This window comes from Schinkia azotoformans LMG 9581 (genome assembly GCF_000307855.1).
In the GTDB taxonomy this organism is placed as follows: Bacteria; Bacillota; Bacilli; order Bacillales; family Bacillaceae_J; genus Schinkia; species Schinkia azotoformans.
The window spans coordinates 1-26,809 of the sequence record NZ_AJLR01000114.1; the positions used below are offsets into that span (position 1 = coordinate 1).

Sequence of the window (26,809 nt, forward strand, 5' to 3'; positions counted from 1 at the left end):
TAGCAATTCTTAGTTGACTTATCGTAGGGAGGAGACCTGAAGTTTGCTAGGCGATAGGCGCTGTAGCTAGACAATGCTGCACCATCCTACTTCAACCTGTCCGGATTTAATCCTTCCAACTCAGGAACTACAAACAATCCATCTTTTCGTATTAATACATCATCAAAATAAATTTCACCGCCACCGTATTCAGGCCGCTGAATTAACACCATATCCCAGTGAATCGAGGAACGATTCCCATTAAACGCCTCTTCATAGGCTTCTCCCGGTGTAAAATGGAGACTGCCGCAAATCTTTTCATCAAATAAAATATCGCCCATCGGCTCACGGATTAACGGATTGACGCCAATGGCAAATTCCCCTACATAACGCGCACCTTCATCGATATCAAAGATTTCATTTATTTTTTCAGTTTGGTCAGCACGAGCTTCAACGATCTTCCCATCCTTAAAGGTTAGTGAAACATTCCGGAATGTAGTCCCCTGATATGGGCATGGTGTATTATAGGTAATCGTACCATTAACACTATCCCGCACCGGTGCTGTGAACACTTCGCCATCAGGAATATTATTTTCGCCTGCACACATAATCGCTGGGATGCCTTTGATTGAAAAAGCAAGGTCCGTTCCAGGTGCAACAATCCGAACACGATCTGTTTTTTCCATCAACTCTTTTAATGGCTTCATCGCTTCGGCCATTTTTTGATAATCTACATTACATACATCTAATAAGAAATCAGCAAATTTAGGGGAGCTCATCCCAGCCTTTTGGGCCAGCCCTCTAGTTGGGAAGTTTAATAATACCCATTTACGATTATTTATGTAAAATTGCTGCACCGGTTTCATTACTTCTCCACGAATGCGAAACTTTTCACGGGGAACATCGGCTAACTCAGCATCATTTTCCTCTCCGATGATCACTACAATAGCATCAACATCCTGATATTTCTTCATATCCCAATCACGAATTGTCTCAAGCTGTTCTTTTTCATAGCCCATAAACAATTGTCTTGAAATATCATCATCCAACATTTCAACATAAGGATAGGCCCCAAGTTGATACGTTTGATCAATAAGCTCCAAAATAAGCGGCTTGGCATTGACATGACCTTTAATCATGACACGTTGTTTACTTTGCAATTTTACCGAGTGAGCTAATATCGTCTTTGCTAACTGCTTAATTCGCGGATCTACCATTCAAGGTACACTTCCTTATGCTAAATTGTCTTTAATAAATTGAAGAGCTTCGTCTACATGGCCTTTTACCTTTACTTTACGCCATTCCTTTACAAGCTGGCCATCTTTAGCAATGACAAACGTTGAACGCTCAATCCCCATATACTCTTTGCCAAAGTTTTTTTTCAACTTCCATACATCATAAGCTTCTGCCACCTTATTTTCCTCATCCGCTAAAAGTAAAAAAGGCAAATCATATTTCTCGATAAATTTATCATGACGATTCATCGGATCAGGGCTTACCCCAAGTATTACTGCATTTAATTCGGCAAAGCTTTCATGCTTATCACGAAAATCACAAGCCTCCGTTGTACACCCTGGTGTCATATCCTTTGGGTAAAAATATAAAATAACATGCCGGTTACCTAGGAAATCCGATAATTTGACCATTTCACCATTACTTGCTGGTAATTCAAAATCCGGTGCTTTTGTTCCGATCTCTACTGCCATTATTATTACCTCCGTAATTTGTTATTAGCTATTCAACAGATTATCTAAAATTTCAGCCTATTACAAATTATTACCCTTTTATAACAAAGATTAACCCCTTTCTTTAAAAAGAGAGCCTTCAAAATCAATAACAGTCCTCATCACAAATGCTGCCGGCAACAAATAACCGATTAACGCTTCTAGCATAGCCAAAGGACGGCCCACCCCAATTGGCACCACATCCCCATAGCCAAGCGAAAATAATGTGACTGCACTAAAATACATCCCTGTGCCCATTTTATGTAGGAATGGCGGCTCTACCTCATTCCCCGATTCCAAGATAATCGATGTCCCTGATGCTTCGATCATCGTATAAATAAAGCCGAAGCCGACCAGTAAAATCACATAGGTAATAATCAGTAAAAGAAAATTTTCAAACGAAAAAAGATGTTTACGATTCCTCTGGAAGTTATCGCTAATCCATATCCATTCCAAGCTTTTATAGATTAATCCAAGGACCGAACCAACAAGGATAAGCAACATGTCCATTCACCCGCCTTCCCTATATCCATATGAAGGAAGGACAAATTTTAGTAATTGGAAAAAAACGAAATTTTAGTTACCTGCCCCCCGATATTTTCTAACTCCTTTATTCCAAAACCAAATCGCAAACATAAAAAAGATGATCCCCATTAATGGTGTTAAAAATGCAAACCCAAACCACTCATGTCTTCCTAAAAAGTAAGCGGAAGGATAAACACCCACAAAGGCAAACGGCAAAATCCAAGTTAAGATAAAGCGGATTATTCCGTTATAAATATTGACCGGATAGCGCCCATAATTCCCGATGTTATACACCATCGGCATAATATCTGTGCGCGCATCCGACCAAAAGCCGATACTCGCTAATGAAATAAAAATACCCGCATAAATGAGCATGCCGCCAATGACCATCACAATAAAAACAAAAATATCATACCAATGGAGCTGTAAGTCCAAATGGCCTCCCGCATAAAACATAATGATTAATCCTGTAATAATACCAAATAGGGCTTCAAGCTCCATTCTTTCGAGAACAACTTGGAACAAACTATGAATAGGCCTTGTTAAGATTCGGTCCATTTCACCTTTGACAATGTACCTGTCATTAAAATCCCATATATTAAAAAAAGCAGAAAAAAGAGCATATGGAACGAGAAAAAATCCATAAATAAAAATGATCTCATCCTGACTCCACCCACCTAAAAACTGGGTATGACCAAAAACGACAACAATAAAAATTAAATTCACCGCTTGAAATAAAAGATCAGAGCCAATTTCGACAACGGCATCCGCCCGGTACTCCAGCCTAGTTTTCATATATTGGCCCATATATTGAAAAAACATCGATACATAAAACATATTCTATTTTACCCTCCTTGTACAACAAGCTTTCTCCTAGCCACAACCCACAAAGTCTGAATGGGTACGAGAAGTAATAGCGCCCAAATCAATTGGAAGAAAAGCGCTTGGAACATCGCACTTCCTTGTAAACCCTCTGTAAAGATCATGCTCGGAATATAGCTAATTGCTTGAAAAGGTAAAAATCCCATAATCTCCTGCGCCCAGCCCGGATAAAAACTAATAGGCAAAAGCAAACCGGAAAACAAATCAATAATGACCCGCTTCGCACGTAACAGCCCAGCAATATTAAAAATGAAAAAGGTCATCATGCCTGTCAATAAATTGATTTCAGTATTAACAATAAAGCTTAAAACAGTCGACATTCCAAAGTACCCCCAAGTACTAAGGCTGCTTGAAAAATCAAGTGGAAAAATCAAACTAACAATCACCATTCCCGGCAAGGAGAAAAATAATAAACGGAACATGCCTTCTCCGAGCCCTGACATCATCTTCATCGTGAGGTAATTGTAAGGTCTAATGAGTTCAACGGCGACCTTCCCATCCTTTATTTCTTGGGCAATTTCACGGTCGATATTGTTAAAATAAAAAGCGCGTGCCATCCAAGCAACCGCAATATACGTGACCATTTGTGTAACAGACAACCCCTCGATCGATTGTTTATCCCCATAAATGGCGGTCCATAAAAAATAGTAAGCCCCAATATTAATGCTATAAACTAAAATCCCGCTATAATAATTAGTCCGGTAAGCAAGCATCATTAAAAAGCGAATACGAATCATTTCTATATATTTTGACATCTATATCTGCACCTTAATTCCTTGTTCATAAATATTTCGGACTATTTCTTCTGTGGAAATTTCATTAATTTTCATATCGCTGATTTGATTATTGGCAACCACTCTAGTAATAATCGTTGAAACCGTGTCATCTTGATTACCTACATTTGCGATCCAGCTATTGTCCTGTTCCCCTTTTTGCCAATCGACTTCAAGATCTGTTGTTATTTTTTCTAAGTGCTCAATTGTCGTTGGGTATACGAATTGAAACTGGATTTGTTTCCGGTCGCCCCAATTGGAACGGAGGTCCACTAAGCTTCCATCATAAATAATTTTACCTTCATCAAGCATGACGACACGTTCACACAATGCTTCAATATCGGATAAATCATGGGTAGTCAGTAAAATTGTTGTATTGTATTTTTTATTAATTTCTTTTAAAAACTCTCTGATTTTCAGTTTCACTAATACATCTAACCCAATTGTAGGCTCGTCCAAAAACAATAAGGGCGGATTATGAATTAAAGCGGCAGCCAGTTCGCAGCGCATTCTTTGTCCAAGTGAAAGCTTTCTGACCGGTTTATCTAATAACGGACCGATATCCAGCGTTTCAATTACATGCTCCATGTGATCTTTATAATCCTGATCCGATACTTTATACACCTTTTTCAGAAGCCGAAATGATTCCTGAACAGCAATATCCCACCATAATTGCGATCTTTGCCCAAAGACAACGCCAATTGTTTGCGTGAATCTTTCCCGCTCCTTGTGCGGATTCATGCCATTCACTCGAACCTTACCAGATGTTGGCTCCAGTATTCCTGTTAGCATCTTAATCGTTGTCGATTTTCCGGCTCCATTTTCACCGATATAGCCGACCATCTCACCTGGCTTAACTTTTAACGAGACATTCTCTACCGCTGGAACAATCTTGTACTTTCGATTTAAAAGGTCACGAAAGGCCCCTTTTAATCCGCCGCGGCTTGAATAGGATTTAAATTCTTTTCGCAAATGTTCAACATCTATTATATAGTCCATTTTGTTCTTCCTTTCTTCAAACACACACAAAGTAAGTCTATCTAATTGTCGATTGATAGACAATAATCATGCTCAACAACTTCTATCCAATAAAAAAAAAGCGTTGAAACTTAAAAATTTTCAACGCTTTTTTTAAATACTGGGTGCTTTCGCTTTTCTTATAAACCATACCAATTTAACGCTTGAGGACTTAAATCGACCCATACATGTTTTGTTTGGGTATACATGCTAAGAGCCTCTATACCTAATTCGCGGCCAAATCCACTTTGCTTTGTTCCTCCAAAAGGAGCAGTGCTATCAAGCATGCTAAATGTATTCACATAGACAGTACCAGCCTTTAAGCCCTTTGCCATGCGGAATGCTCGTTTTACGTCATTCGTCCATAAACCAGATGCAAGACCGTATAATGTATCATTTGCTTTTCTTAATGCATCTTCCTCATCCTTAAAGCGGATAACGGAAACAACTGGTCCGAAAATTTCTTCGCGGGCAATTGTCATATCATTAGATACGTTTTCAAAAATAGTTGGCGTAAAGAAATTTCCATTTACCCCTAAGTCAGGACGACTTCCACCTGTCACTAGCTTTGCTCCTTCGTCTAATCCGATCTGTACATATTTTTCAATCTTGCCTAGATGGGCAGCTGAAATTTGTGGTCCCATTTGTGTCGCTGGATCTAGTGGATTTCCAACACGAATCGATTTTGCCTTATCAACAAAAGCTGACATAAACTTATCGTATACAGAATCCTCAACAAACAAACGAGAACCTGCCGCACAAACTTGACCTTGGGCAAAATAAATTCCAAATAATGACCCATTAACGGCATCTTCAATATTCGCATCATCAAAAATGATATTTGGTGATTTTCCGCCTAACTCTAGGGAAATAGGCTTTAAATTTTTACTTGCCGCTTGCATAATCAATCTTCCGGTATGTGTAGAACCTGTAAATGCGACTTTATCAACACCTGGATGTGAGGACAATGCATCCCCGGCAGTATGGCCATAGCCATTGACAACATTGATTACACCGTCAGGAATACCTGCTTCTTGAAATAAGCGAGCCAACTCTAAAACACTAATAGGTGTTTCTTCGGATGGCTTAATGACAATCGTATTTCCAGCCGCTAACGCAGGTGCAAGCTTCCACATTGTTAGCATAATTGGGAAATTCCAAGGAACAATGGCACCAATAACCCCTAATGGTTCACGAAGCGTGATATTTAAGCGATTTCCAGGTGAACTTAGTGTATCCCCTTGGATTTTATTAGCTAGTCCTGCATAAAACTCTAGAACATCAATAGAGGCCGGAATCGCAATATATTTTGTTTCATTAATCGTAAGTCCATTATCCTTTGATTCAACTTCCGCTAAATAATCTACATTCTCCCATAATTTTTGGGCTACTTTATATAGCAATCTTCCACGGTCACTTGGAGCCATTTGTGCCCATGGACCGCTCTCAAATGCTTTTCTTGCTGCCTTTACAGCTAAGTCAACATCTTCACGGTCCGCTTCAGCTATAATCCCATTAAGTTCTCCATTAGCTGGATTATAGGATTTAAAAGTCTTTCCAGAAACAGCATCTACCCATTGTCCATCAATAAATAATTTGTACTCTTTTACCATACATTTTTCCCCCATTTTATATTTATTTTGATTATTCATATGACCTTAATGTTTCAACATATGCCCATAACTGGCGACAGGTCCATTCCGGATGCTCTTCAAGTAACAAAGCCAAATAAGCAGTGAAATGAGCAGCAGCAAAGCTATGTCCATGGATGTTATACAATTGTGTAGGACCTTGTAATTCACGAGGAAAACCACAAGCTATGAACGACCCGTCTTCATGAAAAGCCCATTCATTACGACCCACCTCCCCAGATTGAACATGAAATACATCCGGATAGGAGCCAGGATAAATCATTCCTCGTTCACGGTCCATCGCAGCCACAATTGTAATATTGTTCTCTATCGCAGCTTTACAAGCGTCTTTAACCCCGGCATGATCTTGAGTAAGCCCAAGACTTAGATGGATGATTTGGACATGGTTTTCAATTGACCACTCAATCGCTTCTGCTAGAATAGATGGGTAGGTCATTAATTTATCATCGAAGATTTTGACGCCATATAAATCAGCTTCTTTCGCTACTCCTCTGATCGCTGCTGCCACTGCGGTTCCATGCCCAAGTCGATCACGATAGTCATGATGATATTCGATATACTGCTCCCGGTTCACACGAATTTGAATGCCTCCCTCTACACCGTTTACATGGGAATGATATGGATTAATTCCACTATCAATAACGGCAACCGTTACACCTTTCCCAGTATAAGAAGTATTTATTTTGTGAACATTTATCGGTTTTATGATGTTAGCATCAGTCAAAATTTGCTGGCACCTCCCTTTTAAATTCGCTCTTTACCAACTCCTGATATAAGATTGAACGTTCTTCAAGTGCTCCATGTTTTCCTTGATCTACAACTTGCCCATCTTCAAAAAGCAAGATTTGATCCATTAATTTCATAGATGAAAGCCGGTGTGAAATAATCAAAATCCCTTTTCCCATTGGACCCGTTCCCATCCATTCTTTTAGTGCTAGAAAAAGCTGTCTTTCCGATAGCTGGTCGAGTCCAGAAGTCGCTTCGTCTAATATGAGAAGGATAGGATTTTTCAGCAATGCTCCAGCAATTGCTAGTCGTTGTTTTTCACCACCGGATAACCTCTTTCCTCTTTGTCCAACAACTGTCTCGAACCCCTCAGGCAATGATTGAATAACACCTAAAATACCAGTTTGCTCGCAGCATCTTTCAATTTCTGCCTGTGTCAATTGCCTTTTTTCCAAGTCCGAAAAACCAATTAGTAAATTATCTATAATCGTTCCATTAAGCATTTCCTGCTCTTGTGATACAATCACAATTTCTCTCCGTAAGCGGCTCAGCGGAATCTCGGATATGTCCTTTCCTTGAAAACGGATTGTACCACCCGTTATCGGGGTTAAACGAACCATTGTATCAACCAACGTTGTTTTACCGGCTCCACTTGGTCCAATTAAAGCTGCAATTGCATTAGGCCTTAAATTTAAATTAACATTAATCAGTGTCTGCCCGGCAGTTCCTGTCCATTTAGATACTTGATTATATTCAAGTAAAGTAAAATCATAACTAATCCCTTTTGTTCCATAGGAAACAGTTTCTTTAGTCTTGGTATCTTCTTTCTCAGAGTTATAAATAAACTCATGAATTCTATCCACTGAAACGCGAACTCTTTGAAAACGTAAATATAAACCTGCCAAGCTTTGGATTGGACTGTAAAAGCGTCCTAGATAAGTAATAAAAGCTAACAAGCTTCCAAGTGTCATAGATTCATCGATGACATTTGATCCACCTACTAAAAACACAAAGCCTGTTGAAAAACCAATTGCAGTTCGCGGAATTCCTTCTGCTAAGCTTTGAATGATTGAAAGCGATAAAGTATCACGATTTAATCTTGTAATCTTTTGATTTAATTTCTCACCTTGCTGTTGTTCCGCTGCCGATAACTTTATTAAGCGAATGTTAGAAAAAGTTTCAATCATATGTGCTTGAATATCACTGTGATGTTCACGAATTTTTCTCGTCCAGTTTATTATTTTCGGCCGGAAATAAAGAAGTGACCCTAGTAGGACTGGAATAAAAATAAGCGCATACAAAAATAATTTCCAATCTAAGAAGATAAGCATTCCAGTAATAAAAGATAAGGTAAGTAGATTCGTAATAAACTGCAGGGCACCATCTGTTACAAAGCTTTGAATTTCATTCAAATCTCCATTCAGACGAGTTGTGATATCCCCAACTTTGTTTCGAATAAAAAAATCATACACATTCCTTTGTATCCGCCCGAAAAAATCAACCCGGAGGGATTTTAAAATTAACAGGGTTACCCTCAAGTAAATGAAACTATTCACTGCCTGGAGAAGGACACCAGTCATCATCATTCCTACGCCAATTAGGAGTACGGTTTGTAGTTCATATTTGTTATTAATCAACACATCATCAATTAAAATCTTTGATAAAAATGGATAGGATAAGCTTAAAGTTGTGCTGCAGATCGCAACCAAGATAATGAATGCTAATACAACTCTATATGGTTTAATAAACGGAATGATCCATTTAAGGGAAAACAAGGTCCTCATCTGTAATAGCACATGTACCCTGATTCACAATGCTCAGGTGTCTTACGAATTCGTTTTGCTTTCGCTTTAACCTCTCCATCATTCATTCCTTCACGGACAGATTTGACCACCGAACTAACAAGTTGAACACTTGCAAGCTTTCGATAAGAATCCGCCTCCCTGCCGACAATTTTTAAAGAATCAATACCCAAACGGTAAATGTCAGGGAGGGCACATAATCCACATGGTCCAAGCGGCATTCCATGATCCGACACGGAACATCCGCAGCTATGTGTGAACCAAACAAAGTCTTGATAATCTTTTAGATGTTTATCCAGCGCATTTTGTTCAAGTGAAGTTAGTTGCTTACTGCCTTTTGTAGACATAAATTGAAAATCCCAATTTGTAGTAGAGCAAAAGGCACCAACCTGATTATGAGTAGTAAAACAAAATCCCTCTTCATAAATACATCCGTCATTTAAGATAAAAAGCTCATACTCTAAGTCACTTCCACCTTCGTCGATAATTTCTTTCATTTCAGCCAATGAAAGACTCCTCGGGAAAACAATACGAGAGGCACCTAGTTCACGATACAAATGAACGCTTGAGCTATTTATAGGTGTTGCTAAACTGCTAACATGGATGTTGGCGTCCGGAATACGGTCTTTTATCGCCAACATTAATCCTATATCACTTACAATAAAACCGTCCGTTCCTGCTTGAAAGGCTTGATGAACAATTTCCAAGAGTAACGGATACTGATCCTCCACATAATACGGGGCATTCAATGTCATAAATACATCAACCCCATGCCTATGTGCACGGTCTACCAAACTTGCAAATTCTTCGTGGGAGGGGATACTAGCCTGTGGAGCCCGACGATTCATCCAAATCCCGCTTGTAAAAGATTTTATCCATTCATATGGGATAAAACCGACATAAAATTCTTCCGCACCACTATAAATAAGCATATCTACTTCTTGCACACTACTAATCGGTGCCAATACCTTCATATTCTCCCCCCTATACCGGTATTTTTGGACTTACGACAAGCCGATTTACATTTTTTTCAAGCGCCCATTGAATCCCTTTTACTAATAATTCCTCCGTTTGTTGATAAAAGACTGAGTTTCCTTTTTGAATATTACGGGTTGGAAGTGCACCTAGCCTTTCTTTTTTGGACACGAGTTCAACTTGATAATGACGACATTGTTGTTTGCATTTCACTTCACCTTTAAACTTTTCTTCCTTTGGTCTATGCAGTGTACCAACTAAACAAGACCGCCCCGATGCAATAACGCCAAAGCCGATATGGAGAGAAGAAGAAAAATCTTCTTCTCCCAATGGACTTCCCATATTTTGAATTAGATTATCAAACTCAATCCGCTTTACCTGATTGGTCTGTAAAAATCTTTTAAAATATGAAACTGAAACAGCAGGTGTCTGTAAAACTGCATTTGCTTTTTGTGGTGCATCTTCCCTGTCATATAAATGAGCAACCCGTGGGTCACGAATCATTTTATTTAATAGCCGCCCGACTACTGGTTGAAATTGTGAGTAATTCTGGTTCACCTCATATAGTGCTCCCCAGTCATTTACAACAATTTCAATAGTATCGTTGTTTTTCAGTGCCTCTTCATGGAGCACAGCTAACAACTGTTTTAACTGCACCATGCCCGCTTGGGTAACATAGGGAGTTACAAAGGTAAATGAAAACCCCGACTTTACCGCTTTGTGATAAGTTCTCACTAAATCATGGACCTTCGGGAGTCGATATTGACAAAACTCAGATCCAATATATAGACGTGTAAATGTGGGCGATTCATAAAATGACTGTAAAATATTTTGTACATTTCCTAATGTTTCTTGTTCAATCAGAGAATGATCGCTTATATTCCATGGTTGATCCAGACATGTTATTTGATCGGTAGATTGAATAGCAAGTGCAAATTCCATAAGCAACACTTCTCCTACTGTTGAATTTGAACTACACGAACATCCATGGTATCAGTTGATAGTTCAATAGTTTCCTTGAGTTCTAGGGTTTTGGCATCATAAAAGCTAACATCCGGTCCCGCTCCCGAAACATATAATGTTTTCTCATCACCGCTTAGATTAAATCCATAAGATGTCCCTGGAACATTCGGAACAACCTTCTCATACTTTCCAGTTTCTAAATTTACTTTTCCAATATAATTTTGCCCGACATAGGCCGTTTTCCCATCTTTAGTTGAAGCACCTGAGAAAGCACCAATCATATCATCAAATTCTACCTCTTTATACTCACCCTTCTCCAAATCAAAGAGTATAACCCCTTCAGTAACTTTATTTGTCTCTGGATAGAACTTATAATTTGTAGCGAGGGCTACATTATGATTATCTTCCCCCCGCACCCAAAAATACAAATAGCCTCCTAACCCATCTTTCGGATCAGCATTCGTAACTAGTGTATGAAGTTTTAATTCATCTTTCTCGATATCATAGACATAGACATCTTTTGACCAAACGAGCAAACTTTTCCCATCTGCAAAGAATTGCAGCGTATGTGTTCCCCAAGGAACATCGATTTCTTTAACAACTTTTTTCGTTTTCAAATCCATAACTTGAATAACCGGGTTCAATGTTTTAAATTCTGTTCCTTCCAATTTAGAACGCATTAAAGTTGCATAAAATTTCTCGCCCTTGGGATCAACAGCCATCCCGTATATACTCGCTTTATATTCTTTCGTACTAAACGTGAAGGTATCTGTAACCTTATTTGTTGTTGCATCAATAACGGTTACCTCTTTTCTGCCCCCACTGTTAATAAATATGGTGCGTCCATCCTTTGTCCATACTGTATCCCGACTCGGACCTTTTATTGGAATTTCTGTTACCTTTTTCGTTTCCGGATCTACAGCGAAGACAACGTCATATCCACCAATGTATAGCATTTCTTTTGTGCCTTGAGCTTTTCCCGGTTGGGCAACTGTCGTAACGAGAAAACACAGAACAATAACAGTTAGTGCAGCGGTTCTCAGCTTACTCCATTTCATTCATTGTTTACCTCCTTTTTCATTGCAATTTCATTAACTCGTATGGCAGATTGGTGTAAGTCCAGCTATACGATCTATAAACGTGGGGTTTTCTTTCATAATTCGTACATAGGCGGCCAGCCCGATCTTGTACCACCGATACTGCCACCCGCAATAATGCAGATTCGGAGAGGTTATTTCCCCCATTTGTTCCAACGCTTCATAATAACAGCCACCGGAACAAGTGTGTTTTAATGCACAAGAAGAACAGGTTGTCTTATTATCGACATGGAGCGACCCCAATAATTCCTTCTGGAAATCTTGATTAATTCCGTTGAAAATGTCACCCATCTTGTATTCTTGTTGTTCATTAAAGCGATGGCATAGAAATAAATCCCCCGATGGACTGACGGCCATAAATCCTAATCCTGCCCCACATGCAAAGCCTTTGTTCACACCTGAATGAAGTTCAACAAGAATATTGACCAAATTTGAAAAACCTAAATATCGGTCTTGAATAGCTGCTTGGACGAAGTCTTCCGTTAATTGTTCAAAGTCATCAAGTAAACGCCATAATTCAGGTGAATTTAGTACAAAGGCTTCATCTTGGGCAGAAACAGGAGCAAAGCCAACCTCATGGAAGCCAATATCCATAAAGTGATAAAACAAATCTTTTACAGACGGAAATCCTTTATTGACCGTTACCCTTACGGCAACAGGCTTTTTGGGGCGCATCTCTATTAATTTTTTGGCGTTCTTTAGGACAATTTCATATGAACCTGTGCCATTATTAAAGATACGGAATTTATCTTGCCATTCCTCAGGTCCATCCATACTGACTGTGACCCCGATATTGTTCATTGCCAAAAATTTAATGCGTTCTTCATTTAATAATGTTCCGTTCGTCGTCATTGAAAAATCGATTGTTTTACTGGCCTTTTCGGCAGCCTCTTTTCCATATGAAACGATTCTTTTTAATAGGGGCCAATTCATGGTAGGCTCCCCTCCAAAAAGAACTACCGATATATTTGGACGATCTTTACTTTCCTTGATTAAAAAGTCAATCGCTTTTTCAGCTGTCTCCATCGTCATTGTTTTCATAGGTTTGCCGTAATCTCCGCCACCTGCATAACAATACGTACAGCTCAAGTTACATTCATTAATGAGATGAAGGACTAAAGTCTGAACAGGCCATTTTTCACCAACTGGAATACCCGGTGTTTGACTGTGAACACCTTTTACATGGTTTTCTGTTATGACCTCCATTTGAATGAATTCATCAATCACTTGTTCAATCGTTTTTTCGTCAATTTCACCCTGTAATTTCTCAATGATTTCAGTTCTTGTAAGTATTTCATTTTGTTGAAATGTATTTAATACCTTGGCACTAGCACTATCAAATTCGGTTATAATCCCACTTAAACCATGATAAATATATGTTTTTTCATCTACTTCGAAATAAAGAGCATTCGTTATTTTTAAGATACTTTCTTTAGTAGTGTTTATTGGCTGCACTAAATACACTTCCTCTCATTATTATCAAATACACCTTGGCGTATTTGCGCCCAGATTTTTTTCGAGCTTGCTCGAAAAACTACCTTTAAAAATCGCAAGGCTCGCCGGAGGCTTTAACTTTATTCAGCCGGGGTTTGTATCCCCACTGAATTAAAATGCTAATTTGTATTCATCTCACCACTTATGAATGTGGGAGAATTCCGCTGAAAAAAGTTAAGCTATTTCACATAAACAAAATCAGGAGCTGTTACAAATAAGAATGTTTCTCCAACAGCCTTTTCGCTAGTTTTTGGATCTGTATATGTTGCGACAACGGTTACATTTCCAGTATTATTCGTATTCCACTCGCGTTTCATGTTTGGACCGCCATCACTTGGAATAAATAGTCCGGTTGTTTCATTTAATGATCCTACGTATTTAACATCCTCATCTTCTATTCCCATTAACTTGTATTCTTGTAAATTCCATTTCGCATTTACTGGACCAATCTCAACATCGTCGTCTGTATTTGCTTTTCCATCTTTTCCATTTGCATAAGCAATGGCTTCAAACTGGACGCTTTGCTTCCGTCCATCATAGTTCAAACGTGCAAGTCCATATTCAGGAGTAACCTTTATATAGTCAACTTTCTCAAAAACATTTAGAGATACAGTACCTTGTTGACCAGCTAAGGAAATTTCCACCACATTGTTTTCGATATTATCTGATACTTTTACTTTCAGTTGTAATTCATCGTTTTCTTGTTTTACAACTTCGGTAATTTGGAGACCATTTGTTGTAAAGTTGTCCTTTTTCAAGCCAGGCGGTAGATCCGTTCCAAAAACGGTAAGCGTTTGTTCACTGCCTTTACTAATCGACTTTGGCCAAACTGCCAGCAACTGGGTTTCACCCTTTTTGTAGTAGGTTTCTTTGCCGTAAATACCCATGTCATTCACCTGACTCCATTGGCCCGCAATTGACTTTCCATCTTCATTCACATTAAAGACACCACGGAGTTTTTCATTTTCATTACCCAGACTGCTGCGAAGTGAATAACCGGTGTATAAATTAACATTGCCTTCGTAGTTCGTTGTTTTTCCTTCCCTCATCAGGGATCTCTTTTCATAAAAATGGTTATCTTTAGCAGTTACCGTTGCATCGCCTGAATATAATCCCATACTTGGACTATAGCCAATTATTTTCCATTCGCCGGTAATATCATATTTCTTTCCACTTTCCTTCCACTTTTTCCACGCTTCTGTTTCCATTGGATTTGTTTTTGCCAAATATTCAGCTATTTTTTCAGCATTATCGACCCAATCCATAGATCTCATGATATAAACAATGGATGGATTCATGCCTATATGAAAATCTTTAATCTTTTTCCACTCATCTTCTGTTCTATATTGCGCAAGCGGCCTGGCGCCTGCATGACATTGAATACAACTTTCTGCCATCAATTCATTTTCCGGAGGATTTTCAATAATCGAACCAGTATCTGTCAACCAGTACATAATTTTGTCTGTCTCTTCCGGGGCAAGACCATTTTTCATACTTAATTCAGCAACAATAGCTGCCGCATCCTCATTCGATAAATCCAATCCCCAGACTCTTTTCATTCTTAATATCGTTTGTTCCCAGCCTTCTGGAGTTTTTCTCATGTCACTGATACGTGCGACTTTTCCATTTTCATCAACAGCGTGACATGTTAAGCATGACTTCTGGAATGTATCACTCCATTCTCCTGCACTAGCTACATTTTTTTGGGTTTGTTTTTCCTCTGTAACTGTCTTTTCTGTCGATTTATTTGTACATGCTGCACTAATAAGAACAACAACAGCCAAAAGGAAAATAATCCAAATCTTTTTACCCCCCATTCTATTTCCTCCTTTTATTCGTCAACAAATTTTAATTTTTGCCAATCACGGACTGCTGCAGGACAGGCTTGGTGCCAGTCCGGATATTTAGTCATGCCATCCGGCACTTGGGCTGCCCACCAGCAATCCCCATAGCATCCATATAAATCCCGTTCCATCGGTTGACAGCCACCAGCGGCGCTAATACCTGAAGAATCAGCTTCCCACCCTGGGTCAAACACAGTTGTACAACCAAATGGAAGCTGCAAGCCATGAACATCCATTTGCTCATTTTCTTCAATACTTCTTACTACTTTTTGGCCTTTACGGTTAATTGGTCTAATATGGTCCATTTTTACTCCCCTTTCATGCTTGTATATTTCTTCATTATTCTAAGGTAGAAGATTAAAAATATTTGAAATATAAAGTAAAAATAAAGTAAATTCGCAATCTTTTATAAATTTTGATATATTATCTATATAAATTAATCTATAAATCTATAATTTATGCGGAGCTACCTTCTGGAAGGAGAGTGTGATATGGAGAAACGATCGATACTTGTAGTTGACGATGAGGAAGAAATTCGTGAATTAATAGAAATGTATCTAGTTAAGGAAGGGTTTCATTTCATTGAAGCAAGGAACGGGAAAGAAGCATTAACAAAAATTCGAGAATTTTCCCCAGACTTAATCCTATTAGATATTTCACTTCCTGATTCCAGTGGTTTTGACATCTGCCCAAAAATCAGAGATCTTACTGATGCACCTGTTTTATTTGTGAGCTGCAGAGATTCTGAATTGGACAAAGTTCTAGGTTTAACGGTTGGTGGAGATGATTATATAAGTAAACCCTTCAGTCCTAATGAACTTGTAGCACGTATAAAAGCCCATTTACGAAGAGTACAACAAATGCGAAGGTTTAATTCTATGGATCAAAAGGCAGAAATTTTGTCTTCTAAATCTATAACAATTAATACGAACCAATTTGATTGTTGTGTTTGCGGGGAAAGTGCAATTCTTTCAGCTAAAGAATTTAAGCTGTTAGAATTTTTTATGATGCATCCTTTTCAGGTTTTTAATCCTGAACATTTAATTGAGCGGATATGGGGATTCAATACAGATATTGACTCTAAAACAGTAAGCGTTCACATCGGAAATATTCGAAAAAAAATTGGAGATAATCCTAAAAATCCAAGGATTATTTTGACTATACGAGGAGCAGGTTACAAATTCAATGAAGAAGTTTTCAAACATTATCTATAAATATTTACAACCGATATTACCTAAGACATTTAGATCACATATCTTGCTCTCTTTTTTGTTTTTATCATTTATTCCTCTCCTTTTAATTGGTCTTTATACATATCACAGCGTTCAAAGAGTCGTAATAAATACAAGCTCCGATATTCAAGAGGAAATGATCAACGACATTATCCGGTTGCACCAATCCCATCTTAATACACAGGCGGACCTCATTCAATATAAAATTGACGAGGCAAAAAAGCAGGTTCTAATGGGGCGAAAAATGGCTGAGGATATCTTTCAATACCAATCAAGCTACCCATCTATTTCGGACCTGCACCCTATTAAGGAAAAAGAAGGATATTCTTGGACGAGCCCAGCTTTAGACCAATCGAACATTATCATTAGTGCCCGGACAGATGTAACCCCTAAATTATTAGATGATTTATCAAGAACTGCTTACCTTGAACCCTTTTTTAAAGAAACGGTCACATCAACACCGCATATGGCTGCCATGTATTTAATTTTATCCAACTCCGCTTCGAGAATTTATCCAGCATTGGACTTTTCTAAAGAAGTTAAAGAAGGATATTTAAAACCTGATATCGATTTTACGAAACAAACCTTTTATCAAATTGCAGTTGATAATATCCATAATCATTCTCCAACGGTTTCCATCAGCGATGTATATCAGGACATTACGCACCGGGAGCAAGTTTTTACACTATCAACTCCTATCATCGTAAACGGTGAGAAAATTGGTATCATTGGTGTCGATATAACGATTCCAAGTGTATTAAATCACATTCTCAATTTTAAATTTCGTGAAAAAGATGCTTATGCAGTCTTAATGAATGACAACTTAACCTTTATAGCCAATCAAGATGAGGTCATGGATGATTTAAATTACTTTACATTTGATTATCGAAAAAAATTATATAACAGTACTAAACCCTTTTCTTCAATAATAAATAATGAGGAAAAATATTTGCTGCTTTCCTCCATTAAGGATACTTCTTGGAAACTCATATACGTTATTCCAAAAAGAGAAATTATATCAGCCGTTAAGGAAATAACCAATGAACATATTGACGAAAACCGTAATCAATTTATTGGACAGTTTATCTCGATTGTCGCAGTTATTATTTTAATCATTATGATGTTATCGTTTAGATTATGGCGCTATGCAACAAATCCGTTGCAAAATTTATTATTAGGTATACATGCCCTTACAGCGGGGAAGTTAAATACAACCATTATGGTTGATAATCTAAAAGAATTTAAAGCAGTCAGCCAAGCATTCAACCAAATGTCAGCAGCATTAGACAATTTAATGAGTGATTATATCAAGTTGAATAATCAATTAGAGAATAAAGTAATAGAACGAACAAAACAGCTTGAGTCAGCCAATCGCACCCTTTCCGAAACCAATTTATTATTGCAGTCCATAGATGAGACACGTGTTGAACTTTTCTCAAATATTTCCCATGATTTAAAAACTCCGATAACCATTTGCATGGGTTACATTGAGGCTATTAACGACGGCTTGATACCAGAGGAAAAAATCGATGTCTATTTAAGCAAAATCTATCGTCATTTAAATTCAATCCAGCATTTGTCAAAAGGGCTTTATGAATTAAGTACAATAGAATCAAAAAGAAGCTCGTATAATTTTCAGAAAGTCAATCCAACAGAATATTTCAGGCACTTATTGAATCATTATGATGGAAAAGAAAATAACCTCTATGTGATGGTCGCAGATGGATTATCGACGATAATGGCTGACCCCGAATATTTAAAAAGGGCCATCTATAACTTAATAGATAACGCAGTTAAATATTCTAATAATATTGATTTACCTATAGAAATTAGAGTGTTCGAAGAGGATCATTCGTTATTATTTGAAATTAAAGATTATGGAGTTGGTATTACGGAAACAGAGCTTCCTTTTATATTCCAAAGGTTTTACCGTATAGATAAATCCCGGAACTCTACTATTCCCGGGAACGGTCTTGGACTTCCGATTGTAAAAGAGATTGTTAATGAACATAAGGGAACGATTACGGTCACTAGTACTCCCGGTAAAGGAAGTATTTTTACAATAAGGATTCCATTAGATCAAAAAAGCGTTGAAACTACATGAGTCTCAACGCTTTTGTCTATTTTTGCACCATTGATTCTGTTTCTGTTTTACCATCATCTAATTGCTGTACTTTAAAGAGGTTGTAGTAGCCCCCTTGTTTTTCCATTAATTCCTCATGGGTTCCAACTTCCGTAATCTCCCCATACTCTATTAAAACAATACGGTCCGCATGCGTAATCGTTGCAAGCCGATGAGCAACAATAAAAGTGGTTCGATCTTTAGCTAATTTATCTAAAGCCTCTTGAATTAAATGCTCACTTTCTAGGTCAAGAGCGGATGTAGCTTCATCGAGTATTAACAGCGGTGGATTTTTTAAAAATACTCTGGCAATCGCTACCCGTTGTTTTTGACCACCAGAAAGCTTGACCCCTCTTTCACCTACCTTTGTGTCATACCCATCCGGGAGTTCCATGATAAAATCATGTGCATTAGCCGCTTTTGCCGCCTGAATGACTTCCTCGTCAGTGGCATGCGGGTTCCCCATTAAAATATTCATTTTCACAGATTCACTAAATAAAATATTGTCCTGCAAAACCATTCCGATTTTATCCCTTAAAGTCCGGGCCTTGAAATCACGAATATCTGTGCCGTCCAATAAGATACTTCCTGATGTCGCATCATAGAAACGCGGGATTAAACTGACAAGGGAAGACTTTCCGCCTCCGCTCATTCCAACGAGGGCAATGGTCTCTCCCGGCTTAACATCAAGGGAGAGTTCTTTTAGAACGAGTGCATCATTGTCATTATATTTAAAGCTAACTTTGTCAAATGTAATCTTGCCTTCTACTTTCTTTAGCTCAACAGCATCTGGCTTATCAATAATATCGTATTCTTCATCGATAAATTCAAAGACACGATCCATCGATGCGATGGATTGGGTTAAGGTTGTTGATGAATTAATCAGGCGTCGTAATGGATTATATAGTTTATCCATGTAGTTGACAAATGCCACCATTGTACCAACCGAGATATCCTTTGTAATAACAGCATACCCTGCAAAAGCAATGACAATGAGCGGGGCAATATCAGTGATTGTATTAACAACCGCAAATGTTTTCGCATTCCAGCTTGTATGCTCTAACGCTTTATCTAGGAATTTTTGGTTTTTCTTATCGAATTCCTTTTGTTCATAATCTTCTAAGGCGAAGCTGCGGATCACTGGAACCCCTTGGACGCGCTCGTGTAAATGTCCCTGAACCTCCGCTAATGCCTGCGAGCGGACCCTGGTTAAATGACGCAGTCTTCCGTAAAAATATTTAACGGAAAATCCGTAAAATGGAAATAGAATAATAGCAATAATCGTTAACTTGACGTCCATCCAAAACATGATCCCAAGCGCAATAAAAATCGTCATCATGTCAATCCAAACATTCATTAAACCTGTGATAACAAACGACTTTGTTTGCTCTACATCGTTAATTACTCTTGATATGACCTCTCCGGCTTTTGTATTTGAATAATAGCGAAGACTAAGCTTCTGAATATGAGAAAACAACTGATCACGGATGTCATATAAAATTTTACTGGACACCCATTGTGCATAGTATTGGCGAAAATATTCAATCGGCGGGCGCAATACCAAAAATATCAGAAAAGCGATTCCCATCATGATAAACAGTTCATGAATTTTATCATCAGTGGCCATTGTTTCACTACCAATAATGTCATCAAGAACGTATTTTAAAATTAATGGCATAAGTAGAGGTATACCGAACTTTAATAATCCAATAATGATTGTAATCACAATTTTCGATTTATATGGATAAACAAATTTCATATACCTTTTTATACTATCCAGATGAAAAACCTCCAATCCCTGAAAACGCAAAGGGGCTGTGTCCCAGCCCCTTTCATCATACCATATGTACTTTTAAGAACGGTACGTTAAATATCTCTCATACCAATTATCTATAAAATCAGGTGCAAACGGTCCTTTCCGCTCTCGAATCCACCTGATTAAATCATTCATGTTTTTCTTAAGAATATAATCAATTTCCATTGGGTAATTCATTTGCTTACTATGCAATTCATACTCATCTTCATCTAAAATATTAAAGGTCATATCAGGAAATACTTTAATATCCAAGTCATAATCTATATATTTTAGAATTTGATCATCCCAAGCAAAAGGTGAGCTAAGATTACAATAATAATACACACCATCTTCACGAAGCATACCGATAATATTAAACCAGTGGTCGGCGTGAAAATAGCAGATAGCAGGTTCTCTTGTTATCCATGTCCTTCCATCTGATTCAGTTACAAGTGTCCGATCATTGGCACCAATTGCTACAGTTCGGTTCCCTTTTAACAAAGTAGTTTCTTCCCAAACACGGTGTATAGTCCCACTATGCTTATAGCTTTGTATTTGTATTTTACTTCCTGCCTTGGGGACAAACATACTATCTTTCCTTTCTCTACGAATAAGCAAACTTACCCACTTTTATACTATATTATAACGGTTTACCTCCTAATTTAAAACTATTCTTATTTAAAAATTTCCAAAAGAGGTATAATTTTTTACCTGTCGTGATAAAACTGTACCGGTAAAAGAAGCTAAAATTTGTTGAAATAACATTCCAATTATTACCGGCACAGCAACTGCTGCCGGGAAATAGGTGATCGCGATAACAGCTCCAGCACTAATATTTCTCATCCCGCCATTATAGATAAGGGCGATTTGGATATCGGTTTCTTCTTTAAATAGCTTTGCAATTAACCCACTGACAATATATCCTGAACACGCAACTATAAATACAATAGCTGTAATGAATAATAGCTTTGCATTTATTTCTTTAAAATAAGGAGCGATGACAGCACCATTCAGTCCGACAACCAACCCTAAACAAATTTTCGAAAACGGTTCAAGCTTCGGTTTTAGAACCTTATTAATTTTTCCTTTTGTTGCTTCATTCAATAGCATTCCAGCAATGGAAGGGAGAACAATCATCCAAATTAATCCTTGCATGATTTCCATGCCATTCATATGAACTGTTGTTCCAAAAAATAAATGCAGGATTGTTGGTACAACTATAGGTGATAGTAAAGAATCAATTAGAATAATAGCAAGTGTTAAGATCACATTGCCTTTGTAAATGGTTACCCATACTAAACTGGACACTCCCGTTGGGATTAAAAAGGCTAGTACCAGCCCAATGATCGTGTTAGGATCATGTCGAAAGGCTACATTCCCAACACCAAAGGCAAGTAATGGCATAATAAGATGTAAAATAGTTAAGCAAATAAAAAGTGGACGAGGATATTTGATGACGGTTTTAATATCCGCAAATTTTGAATTTAAGCTCCCCGAAAACGTCATAAAAGCAAACAACCATGGTACTAAAAATGCATAAGGTTTAAAAGTTTCAGTAAAAAGTATACCGATTATAACACTAGTGGGTGTCATAATCGGCATGAATTTCAATAATGCTTTATTTAACATTTCTAGCATATAAATAAATCCTTTCGAATTGAAAATAACTGAAAAATAATGTTTTATATTTTTATTATACTACTATTTTTTCACGAGAGCATTAGACGATTATTTCAGAAAAGAAAAAGCATTCCCTTCATCGTTTATGAGGGAATGCTTTTTGTTGTTAATTACTCAGTTACGTCAGTTACACTTTGGTTTTTGTTTCGTTGTGATTGAGCATTTTGCTCTCTCACTTGTTGTACATCAGTTTCGCTGCCGAATTCTGTTCCGAATTGACCAGCATTTGCACCAGCACCTGCTGATTGTGCGTTTTGTTGTTTTACATTTTGAATATTAGTTCCGGAAAAACTATTTCTTTTTGCCATCGTAGGCACCTCCAAAGTAATTTTACAAGCCTCTGTTTGACTTGTACGAGTATATTTTGTTCTGTTGTCTATTTTATATACGAAAAATTTTTATACATTTTATTTTGAATAAAATGCACTGATCAATTAAAAAATAAATTAGGAAAGAATCTAAAAGGAGGCCAAACATTTATGTACGCTGGTCGTGATATGACAGAATTATCAATGATGTCCATGCAGCAATGGGATGATAGCGAGCTAGCCTATTTCCACAAATCGCTGCAGCAAATGGCACCTTATTTAAATATTGAAGGAGTGACAATAAGAAACGATATCATAAGAGAAATAGAAACACGTGGAGGTCTAGATGGCTAATGCAAATTGACAGCAAAAGGCGGCGAGGTTATCAGCCTCTTTCCGCCTTTTGCTTTAATTTATTTCTATCTATTCGATATAAACCCAGGCATCACCGAACCAGGTGTAAATATGGTGCCAGTTGCCTATTTGTTCAAATGATTTTACTGTTTGTGGATTTAATGCTCCAACCGTAACAGCCGTCACATTTGGTGAAGCGTATAAGGAGGTTACTGTCGTTAATGCCACTTTCATTTCTTTCTTTACAAGTTGACCTTCAACAGTGTTTCCTTTTGAAATCCAAGCATCCCCAAACCAGGTATAAATATGGTACCAGCCGTTATCCGTTTCTTCAAAAGCTGTAACAGTTTGGGCTGCAATTTTTGCCTTTACATAGCCCTTATATTGAATAGGTTTTTCATACAAACTCTTTTCAGCTAATATGGTTACTTTTTTATCCACTTTTTCAATCTTAGGTAATTTAACATTTAAGCCATGATCTAAAGCAATCGATTGAAAATCTTTGTTTTCGTGTGTGATTAACACTGTTGTTCCGTTAGGAATCTGATCATATAGCCAGCGGACATCTTCATTATGCATACGAATGCAGCCGGCGCTAACATACTTGCCTATTGACCTTTCGTTGTTATTGCCATGGATCCCATACGTATGTCCCCATGTTCCAGGTACATCCAAGCCCATCCAGCGGTCCCCCAGTGGATTTTTCGGTGAACCACCAGGAATCTTTTCTTTATAATAAGGGCGGTTTTTCACCTTATTAATAATTTTGAATGTACCTTCCGGCGTTAGCTTCCTGCTTTTCCCTGTCCCAACATCGAAGACTCTAACTAATTCCCCATCTTTAAAATAGGCCAGTTCATTAACTGCCTTGTTAATAATAAGGTAGGAGCTTGTCTCCACTTCTGCTGCCTGAATTGTTTTCAATGGCATGAACATTACAGTAATTAAACTGAAAATAATGAATGAATACAGACCCTTTTTTACCACTACCCATTCCCCTCTCTATCAAATACGCCTTTGCGTAATACTCTATGGGCATTCTATGTGGATAAAACTCTATTCATTACTATAATCTTATTATACAGGAGATCTTTACCATTGGATTTCAGAAATAATTTTTTTGTATGACACAGGGAATGGGAGCTTGGACAATTCCTCCCTTGACACAAACTGGCTGTTGTCGGCTTTTGGTAACGCCCCATCTGTATAAGCAGGGTAAACATCTATTTTCCAGACCAAATGAGAAAACTCATGCTTTAAATTCATAAAATGGTCGCCAACCGTCACATCCAAATTGTATTTTTCTTTCATAAATCTTTGTATCTGTTCACTCTCTCCGTGCATACTATTTAATTGAAGTTCATGGTTTGGAAGTTCCCATAAATTTGCCAAGAGCCCTTCATTCGGTCTTTTCTGAACTAATATTTCTCCCGTTTTATTTTTTAAAATTAAGGCGGTGATGAAAACCTCTTTCACCTTTTTTTTCGTCGTTTTATATGGCAGTTCATGTTGAATGCCTTCACTAAATGCCCGGCAATGATTTTGAACCGGACATAATAAACAGGAAGGGGATTTGGGTGTACAAACTAACGCCCCTAATTCCATCAAGCTTTGATTAAATTCGGAAGGCTGGTCAACCGAAATAATTTCCCTCACGATATTTTCAAATAACTTTCTTGTACTGACTTTTGCAATATCATCTTTAATCAAAAGAATTCGTGATAAGACCCGCATTACATTTCCGTCTACAGCCGGCTCAGGAATATTATAGGCAATGCTTAAGATTGCACCCTGAGTATAAGGTCCGACACCTTTTAACTTCGATAATTCTTCCACATTATCGGGTACCTTGCCGCCATATTCAGCGACAACTTCTTTTACGGCACTTTGAAGATTACGTGCTCTTGAGTAATAGCCCAAGCCTTCCCATGCTTTTAATACATGTTCCTCTTCGGCCTTTGCTAAGCTTTCAGGTGATGGAAATTTTTCAATAAAATTAGTAAAGTACGGTATCACGGTCTCCACCCTTGTTTGTTGCAGCATGATTTCTGACACCCAAATTTTATAAGGATCTTTATCCTGCCGCCAAGGCAATATCCGTTGTTCATTTAAAAACCATTGTATAAGATCGAATTGAAATTTTAACTTATCAAAATTGTTTAATATTTTTTCTAATTTGGCTTCCACAGAAGTACCTCCCCGGTGTTAAAATAAAAGTATAGGATACAAAAATTTGTAAATTGTTTTACAAATTAAAACCCACCTTTTGAAGTATAATACAGGTGAACTAATGATTATTATAGTAAAAAACATAGGAGGCTCCGCTAATGGATACAGGCACCCACGTTGTTATGGGTATTGCTCTAGGAGGACTAGCAACCCTCGATCCTGTTGTTGCAAACCATGATATTACTGCCCAGGCAGTATTGTTCGGAACACTTATTGGTTCTCAAGCACCTGACTTAGATACAATCATGAAGCTTAAGAATAATGCAAAGTACATTAGAAATCATCGAGGTATCACTCATTCTATTCCCGCTGTATTGTTATGGCCATTGTTAATAACAGGTATCATCTATGCTTTTTCACCAAGCTCTGATTTATTTCATTTATGGGTTTGGACATTTATTGCCGTCATCTTGCATGTTTTTGTTGATATTTTTAATGCATATGGAACCCAGGCCTTAAGGCCATTCTCCAAAAAATGGGTAGCCTTAGGTATTATTAACACGTTCGACCCATTTATCTTTTTTGCCCATATTGTTGGTATTGCCATTTGGCGTTACGGAACACACCCGGGTTATACTTTCTTAGGTGTCTATATCGTCTTAGCCGGCTACTACCTAGTTCGTTACAATACGAAAAGGCTGATTGTTCATAAAGTTAAAAAGCATATTCCTGATGCTACGCAAATTATTGTTTCACCAACCTACCGATTCAACCAGTGGCATTTAGCTATTTCAAGTGAAACTAGATTTTACGTTGCTCGTGCTGTTAATAATGAAATTAACTTTTTAGATGAATATGAAAAAATTCCTGTTCCCGATACGTCAGTAATGAAAGCAGCGATGAAGGACGAAAATCTTTCGGCATTTTTATCGTTTTCTCCAGTTTATCGCTGGGAAATTGATGAATATAATGACCATTATGAAGTCAGATTTATTGATTTAAGGTACCGCTCTAAAGGATACTATCCATTCGTTGCCGTTGTCCAGCTAGATCAAGAATTAAATATTGTGAGCTCCTATACTGGTTGGATTTTTAGTGAAGAAAAATTGATGAAAAAATTAGTAATTGCTCCAGAGAATTAAGGTTGATGAAAATATCCATACTATGTAATGGATGTTCAAAAGGACATTCACACACATGTAAGGAGGGGTTCCGAATGGTCCGGAATAAAGAAAACAATTTTCCTTCCCATATGAACATTAAAGGTGAGCCGCGTGCTAAAGCAAAATATTCTTCACTAAGAGCAAATGGGCAAATCAATACTCATCCACAAGAACGTATGCGTAAGTCGAACGAAAACCGTCCAGAAGAGTAAAGGAGGATGATTTTTCATGGCTCAACATAAAAAGTTCTATAACAACCGATATCAGAATCCTTTTATAAAAGGACATGCAAATCCAAAGCATGCCTGGAGTCAAGTTAACGGCGAGACAATGGAGCCATTAAATACGATAATATTACGTCGAGAAACAAGAAAACAGTCCTAACCACACAAGAAAAGCGGAAGCGCCTTGCTCATCGCCGTACAAACTGGAGGGGACAACGACAGCGATAAAGGAAGCTTGAATTACGTTAGCAATTCTTAGTTGACTTATCGTAGGGAGGAGACCTGAAGTTTGCTAGGCGATAGGCGCTG

At 37.8% G+C, this 26,809-nt stretch carries 27 protein-coding genes; 6 read left to right on the forward strand and 21 right to left on the reverse strand.

What is annotated here, in order from left to right; genetic code table 11:
* Window positions 1-86: 86 nt before the first annotated feature.
* From BAZO_RS12380 to qhpC, 15 genes are all read right to left on the reverse strand, one after another.
* Complete coding sequence (locus BAZO_RS12380) at window positions 87-1,196, reverse strand: aminopeptidase (RefSeq protein ID WP_003331893.1); 1,110 nt, start codon at window positions 1,194-1,196, stop codon at window positions 87-89.
* Between the two features lie 15 nt (window positions 1,197-1,211).
* Entirely contained in the window at window positions 1,212-1,685 is a 474-nt protein-coding gene (bcp, locus tag BAZO_RS12385) for a thioredoxin-dependent thiol peroxidase (protein ID WP_003331895.1), read from the reverse strand.
* A gap of 90 nt (window positions 1,686-1,775) precedes the next feature.
* Window positions 1,776-2,207 (reverse strand): potassium channel family protein, encoded by a 432-nt coding sequence (locus BAZO_RS12390; protein WP_003331896.1) that lies wholly within the window; start codon window positions 2,205-2,207, stop codon window positions 1,776-1,778.
* Window positions 2,208-2,279: 72 nt separating this feature from the next.
* On the reverse strand, window positions 2,280-3,065 hold the full coding sequence (locus BAZO_RS12395) for an ABC transporter permease (protein WP_003331897.1): 786 nt from the start codon (window positions 3,063-3,065) through the stop codon (window positions 2,280-2,282).
* 8 nt (window positions 3,066-3,073) lie between these two features.
* A complete protein-coding gene (locus BAZO_RS12400; RefSeq protein ID WP_003331899.1) occupies window positions 3,074-3,865 on the reverse strand; it encodes an ABC transporter permease in 792 nt (263 codons plus the stop codon).
* Window positions 3,866-4,882 carry an ABC transporter ATP-binding protein gene (locus BAZO_RS12405; RefSeq protein ID WP_003331900.1) on the reverse strand — a complete coding sequence of 339 codons (1,017 nt, stop codon included), beginning with the start codon at window positions 4,880-4,882 and terminating at the stop codon, window positions 3,866-3,868.
* A 158-nt stretch (window positions 4,883-5,040) separates the two neighbouring features.
* Entirely contained in the window at window positions 5,041-6,513 is a 1,473-nt protein-coding gene (locus BAZO_RS12410) for an aldehyde dehydrogenase family protein (RefSeq protein WP_003331901.1), read from the reverse strand.
* 31 nt (window positions 6,514-6,544) lie between these two features.
* On the reverse strand, window positions 6,545-7,276 hold the full coding sequence (qhpE, locus tag BAZO_RS12415) for a subtilisin-like serine protease QhpE (protein ID WP_003331902.1): 732 nt from the start codon (window positions 7,274-7,276) through the stop codon (window positions 6,545-6,547).
* Complete coding sequence (locus BAZO_RS12420) at window positions 7,269-9,062, reverse strand: ABC transporter ATP-binding protein (RefSeq protein WP_003331903.1); 1,794 nt, start codon at window positions 9,060-9,062, stop codon at window positions 7,269-7,271. The genes qhpE and BAZO_RS12420 overlap by 8 nt, the downstream gene beginning before the upstream one ends.
* Window positions 9,059-10,054 carry a peptidase U32 family protein gene (locus tag BAZO_RS12425; protein ID WP_003331904.1) on the reverse strand — a complete coding sequence of 332 codons (996 nt, stop codon included), beginning with the start codon at window positions 10,052-10,054 and terminating at the stop codon, window positions 9,059-9,061. Before BAZO_RS12425 ends, BAZO_RS12420 begins: the two co-directional genes overlap by 4 nt.
* Window positions 10,055-10,064: 10 nt before the next feature.
* Window positions 10,065-10,997, reverse strand: coding sequence for a hypothetical protein (locus BAZO_RS12430; RefSeq protein WP_003331905.1), 933 nt, complete (start codon window positions 10,995-10,997; stop codon window positions 10,065-10,067).
* Window positions 10,998-11,011: 14 nt separating this feature from the next.
* The gene (locus tag BAZO_RS12435) at window positions 11,012-12,076 is read right to left on the reverse strand and encodes a YncE family protein (RefSeq protein WP_003331906.1); all 1,065 of its coding nucleotides are present in this window, start codon (window positions 12,074-12,076) and stop codon (window positions 11,012-11,014) included.
* 33 nt (window positions 12,077-12,109) lie between these two features.
* Complete coding sequence (locus BAZO_RS12440; RefSeq protein WP_003331908.1) at window positions 12,110-13,570, reverse strand: radical SAM/SPASM domain-containing protein; 1,461 nt, start codon at window positions 13,568-13,570, stop codon at window positions 12,110-12,112.
* A gap of 218 nt (window positions 13,571-13,788) precedes the next feature.
* Window positions 13,789-15,426: a quinohemoprotein amine dehydrogenase subunit alpha gene (gene peaA, locus BAZO_RS12445; protein WP_003331909.1), complete on the reverse strand. Its 1,638-nt coding sequence runs from the start codon at window positions 15,424-15,426 to the stop codon at window positions 13,789-13,791.
* Between the two features lie 14 nt (window positions 15,427-15,440).
* A complete protein-coding gene (qhpC, locus tag BAZO_RS12450) occupies window positions 15,441-15,758 on the reverse strand; it encodes a quinohemoprotein amine dehydrogenase subunit gamma (RefSeq protein WP_003331910.1) in 318 nt (105 codons plus the stop codon).
* 186 nt (window positions 15,759-15,944) lie between these two features.
* On the opposite strand from qhpC, the gene BAZO_RS12455 reads away from it, so the two are divergent.
* Complete coding sequence (locus BAZO_RS12455; RefSeq protein ID WP_003331911.1) at window positions 15,945-16,667, forward strand: response regulator transcription factor; 723 nt, start codon at window positions 15,945-15,947, stop codon at window positions 16,665-16,667.
* Window positions 16,639-18,789 carry an ATP-binding protein gene (locus BAZO_RS21235; protein WP_003331912.1) on the forward strand — a complete coding sequence of 717 codons (2,151 nt, stop codon included), beginning with the start codon at window positions 16,639-16,641 and terminating at the stop codon, window positions 18,787-18,789. The genes BAZO_RS12455 and BAZO_RS21235 overlap by 29 nt, the downstream gene beginning before the upstream one ends.
* A 16-nt stretch (window positions 18,790-18,805) precedes the next feature.
* Here BAZO_RS21235 and BAZO_RS12465 read toward each other — a convergent pair whose 3' ends face one another.
* The 4 genes from BAZO_RS12465 to BAZO_RS12480 form a co-directional block, all read right to left on the reverse strand.
* A complete protein-coding gene (locus tag BAZO_RS12465; protein WP_039957503.1) occupies window positions 18,806-20,587 on the reverse strand; it encodes an ABC transporter ATP-binding protein in 1,782 nt (593 codons plus the stop codon).
* Between the two features lie 72 nt (window positions 20,588-20,659).
* Window positions 20,660-21,190 (reverse strand): nucleoside tri-diphosphate phosphatase, encoded by a 531-nt coding sequence (ntdP, locus tag BAZO_RS12470; RefSeq protein ID WP_003331914.1) that lies wholly within the window; start codon window positions 21,188-21,190, stop codon window positions 20,660-20,662.
* Window positions 21,191-21,280: 90 nt separating this feature from the next.
* The gene (locus BAZO_RS12475; protein ID WP_003331915.1) at window positions 21,281-22,240 is read right to left on the reverse strand and encodes a bile acid:sodium symporter family protein; all 960 of its coding nucleotides are present in this window, start codon (window positions 22,238-22,240) and stop codon (window positions 21,281-21,283) included.
* Window positions 22,241-22,392: 152 nt separating this feature from the next.
* A complete protein-coding gene (locus BAZO_RS12480; protein WP_003331916.1) occupies window positions 22,393-22,590 on the reverse strand; it encodes a gamma-type small acid-soluble spore protein in 198 nt (65 codons plus the stop codon).
* A 171-nt stretch (window positions 22,591-22,761) separates the two neighbouring features.
* On the opposite strand from BAZO_RS12480, the gene BAZO_RS12485 reads away from it, so the two are divergent.
* Complete coding sequence (locus BAZO_RS12485) at window positions 22,762-22,944, forward strand: hypothetical protein (RefSeq protein ID WP_003331917.1); 183 nt, start codon at window positions 22,762-22,764, stop codon at window positions 22,942-22,944.
* A 69-nt stretch (window positions 22,945-23,013) separates the two neighbouring features.
* Here the strand turns inward: BAZO_RS12485 and BAZO_RS12490 are convergent, their stop codons facing one another.
* A complete protein-coding gene (locus BAZO_RS12490; protein WP_003331919.1) occupies window positions 23,014-23,931 on the reverse strand; it encodes a L,D-transpeptidase in 918 nt (305 codons plus the stop codon).
* 105 nt (window positions 23,932-24,036) lie between these two features.
* Complete coding sequence (gene mutY, locus BAZO_RS12495) at window positions 24,037-25,131, reverse strand: A/G-specific adenine glycosylase (RefSeq protein WP_003331920.1); 1,095 nt, start codon at window positions 25,129-25,131, stop codon at window positions 24,037-24,039.
* Window positions 25,132-25,271: 140 nt separating this feature from the next.
* Between mutY and BAZO_RS12500 the strand changes: the two genes are divergently transcribed.
* From BAZO_RS12500 to BAZO_RS21785, 3 genes are all read left to right on the forward strand, one after another.
* The gene (locus BAZO_RS12500) at window positions 25,272-26,255 is read left to right on the forward strand and encodes a metal-dependent hydrolase (protein WP_003331921.1); all 984 of its coding nucleotides are present in this window, start codon (window positions 25,272-25,274) and stop codon (window positions 26,253-26,255) included.
* Between the two features lie 74 nt (window positions 26,256-26,329).
* Window positions 26,330-26,488 (forward strand): small, acid-soluble spore protein K, encoded by a 159-nt coding sequence (gene sspK / locus BAZO_RS12505; RefSeq protein ID WP_003331922.1) that lies wholly within the window; start codon window positions 26,330-26,332, stop codon window positions 26,486-26,488.
* A gap of 16 nt (window positions 26,489-26,504) precedes the next feature.
* Window positions 26,505-26,660 carry a YpzG family protein gene (locus tag BAZO_RS21785; protein ID WP_003331923.1) on the forward strand — a complete coding sequence of 52 codons (156 nt, stop codon included), beginning with the start codon at window positions 26,505-26,507 and terminating at the stop codon, window positions 26,658-26,660.
* Window positions 26,661-26,809: the final 149 nt, after the last annotated feature.

Excerpts from the sequence above, each read along its gene's own strand:
- BAZO_RS21235 (WP_003331912.1), top strand. The coding sequence starts at position 16,639 with ATGAAGAAGTTTTCAAACATTATCTATAAATATTTACAACCGATATTA.
- BAZO_RS12410 (WP_003331901.1), bottom strand. The coding sequence starts at position 6,513 with ATGGTAAAAGAGTACAAATTATTTATTGATGGACAATGGGTAGATGCT.
- BAZO_RS12405 (WP_003331900.1), bottom strand. The coding sequence starts at position 4,882 with ATGGACTATATAATAGATGTTGAACATTTGCGAAAAGAATTTAAATCC.
- BAZO_RS12420 (WP_003331903.1), bottom strand. The coding sequence starts at position 9,062 with ATGAGGACCTTGTTTTCCCTTAAATGGATCATTCCGTTTATTAAACCA.
- BAZO_RS12380 (WP_003331893.1), bottom strand. The coding sequence starts at position 1,196 with ATGGTAGATCCGCGAATTAAGCAGTTAGCAAAGACGATATTAGCTCAC.
- BAZO_RS12390 (WP_003331896.1), bottom strand. The coding sequence starts at position 2,207 with ATGTTGCTTATCCTTGTTGGTTCGGTCCTTGGATTAATCTATAAAAGC.
- sspK (WP_003331922.1), top strand. The coding sequence starts at position 26,330 with ATGGTCCGGAATAAAGAAAACAATTTTCCTTCCCATATGAACATTAAA.
- BAZO_RS21785 (WP_003331923.1), top strand. The coding sequence starts at position 26,505 with ATGGCTCAACATAAAAAGTTCTATAACAACCGATATCAGAATCCTTTT.
- BAZO_RS12430 (WP_003331905.1), bottom strand. The coding sequence starts at position 10,997 with ATGGAATTTGCACTTGCTATTCAATCTACCGATCAAATAACATGTCTG.
- BAZO_RS12455 (WP_003331911.1), top strand. The coding sequence starts at position 15,945 with ATGGAGAAACGATCGATACTTGTAGTTGACGATGAGGAAGAAATTCGT.
- BAZO_RS12395 (WP_003331897.1), bottom strand. The coding sequence starts at position 3,065 with ATGTTTTATGTATCGATGTTTTTTCAATATATGGGCCAATATATGAAA.
- qhpC (WP_003331910.1), bottom strand. The coding sequence starts at position 15,758 with ATGGACCATATTAGACCAATTAACCGTAAAGGCCAAAAAGTAGTAAGA.
- BAZO_RS12400 (WP_003331899.1), bottom strand. The coding sequence starts at position 3,865 with ATGTCAAAATATATAGAAATGATTCGTATTCGCTTTTTAATGATGCTT.
- BAZO_RS12425 (WP_003331904.1), bottom strand. The coding sequence starts at position 10,054 with ATGAAGGTATTGGCACCGATTAGTAGTGTGCAAGAAGTAGATATGCTT.
- ntdP (WP_003331914.1), bottom strand. The coding sequence starts at position 21,190 with ATGTTTGTCCCCAAGGCAGGAAGTAAAATACAAATACAAAGCTATAAG.
- BAZO_RS12500 (WP_003331921.1), top strand. The coding sequence starts at position 25,272 with ATGGATACAGGCACCCACGTTGTTATGGGTATTGCTCTAGGAGGACTA.
- BAZO_RS12435 (WP_003331906.1), bottom strand. The coding sequence starts at position 12,076 with ATGAAATGGAGTAAGCTGAGAACCGCTGCACTAACTGTTATTGTTCTG.
- peaA (WP_003331909.1), bottom strand. The coding sequence starts at position 15,426 with ATGGGGGGTAAAAAGATTTGGATTATTTTCCTTTTGGCTGTTGTTGTT.
- bcp (WP_003331895.1), bottom strand. The coding sequence starts at position 1,685 with ATGGCAGTAGAGATCGGAACAAAAGCACCGGATTTTGAATTACCAGCA.
- BAZO_RS12485 (WP_003331917.1), top strand. The coding sequence starts at position 22,762 with ATGTACGCTGGTCGTGATATGACAGAATTATCAATGATGTCCATGCAG.
- BAZO_RS12480 (WP_003331916.1), bottom strand. The coding sequence starts at position 22,590 with ATGGCAAAAAGAAATAGTTTTTCCGGAACTAATATTCAAAATGTAAAA.
- BAZO_RS12475 (WP_003331915.1), bottom strand. The coding sequence starts at position 22,240 with ATGCTAGAAATGTTAAATAAAGCATTATTGAAATTCATGCCGATTATG.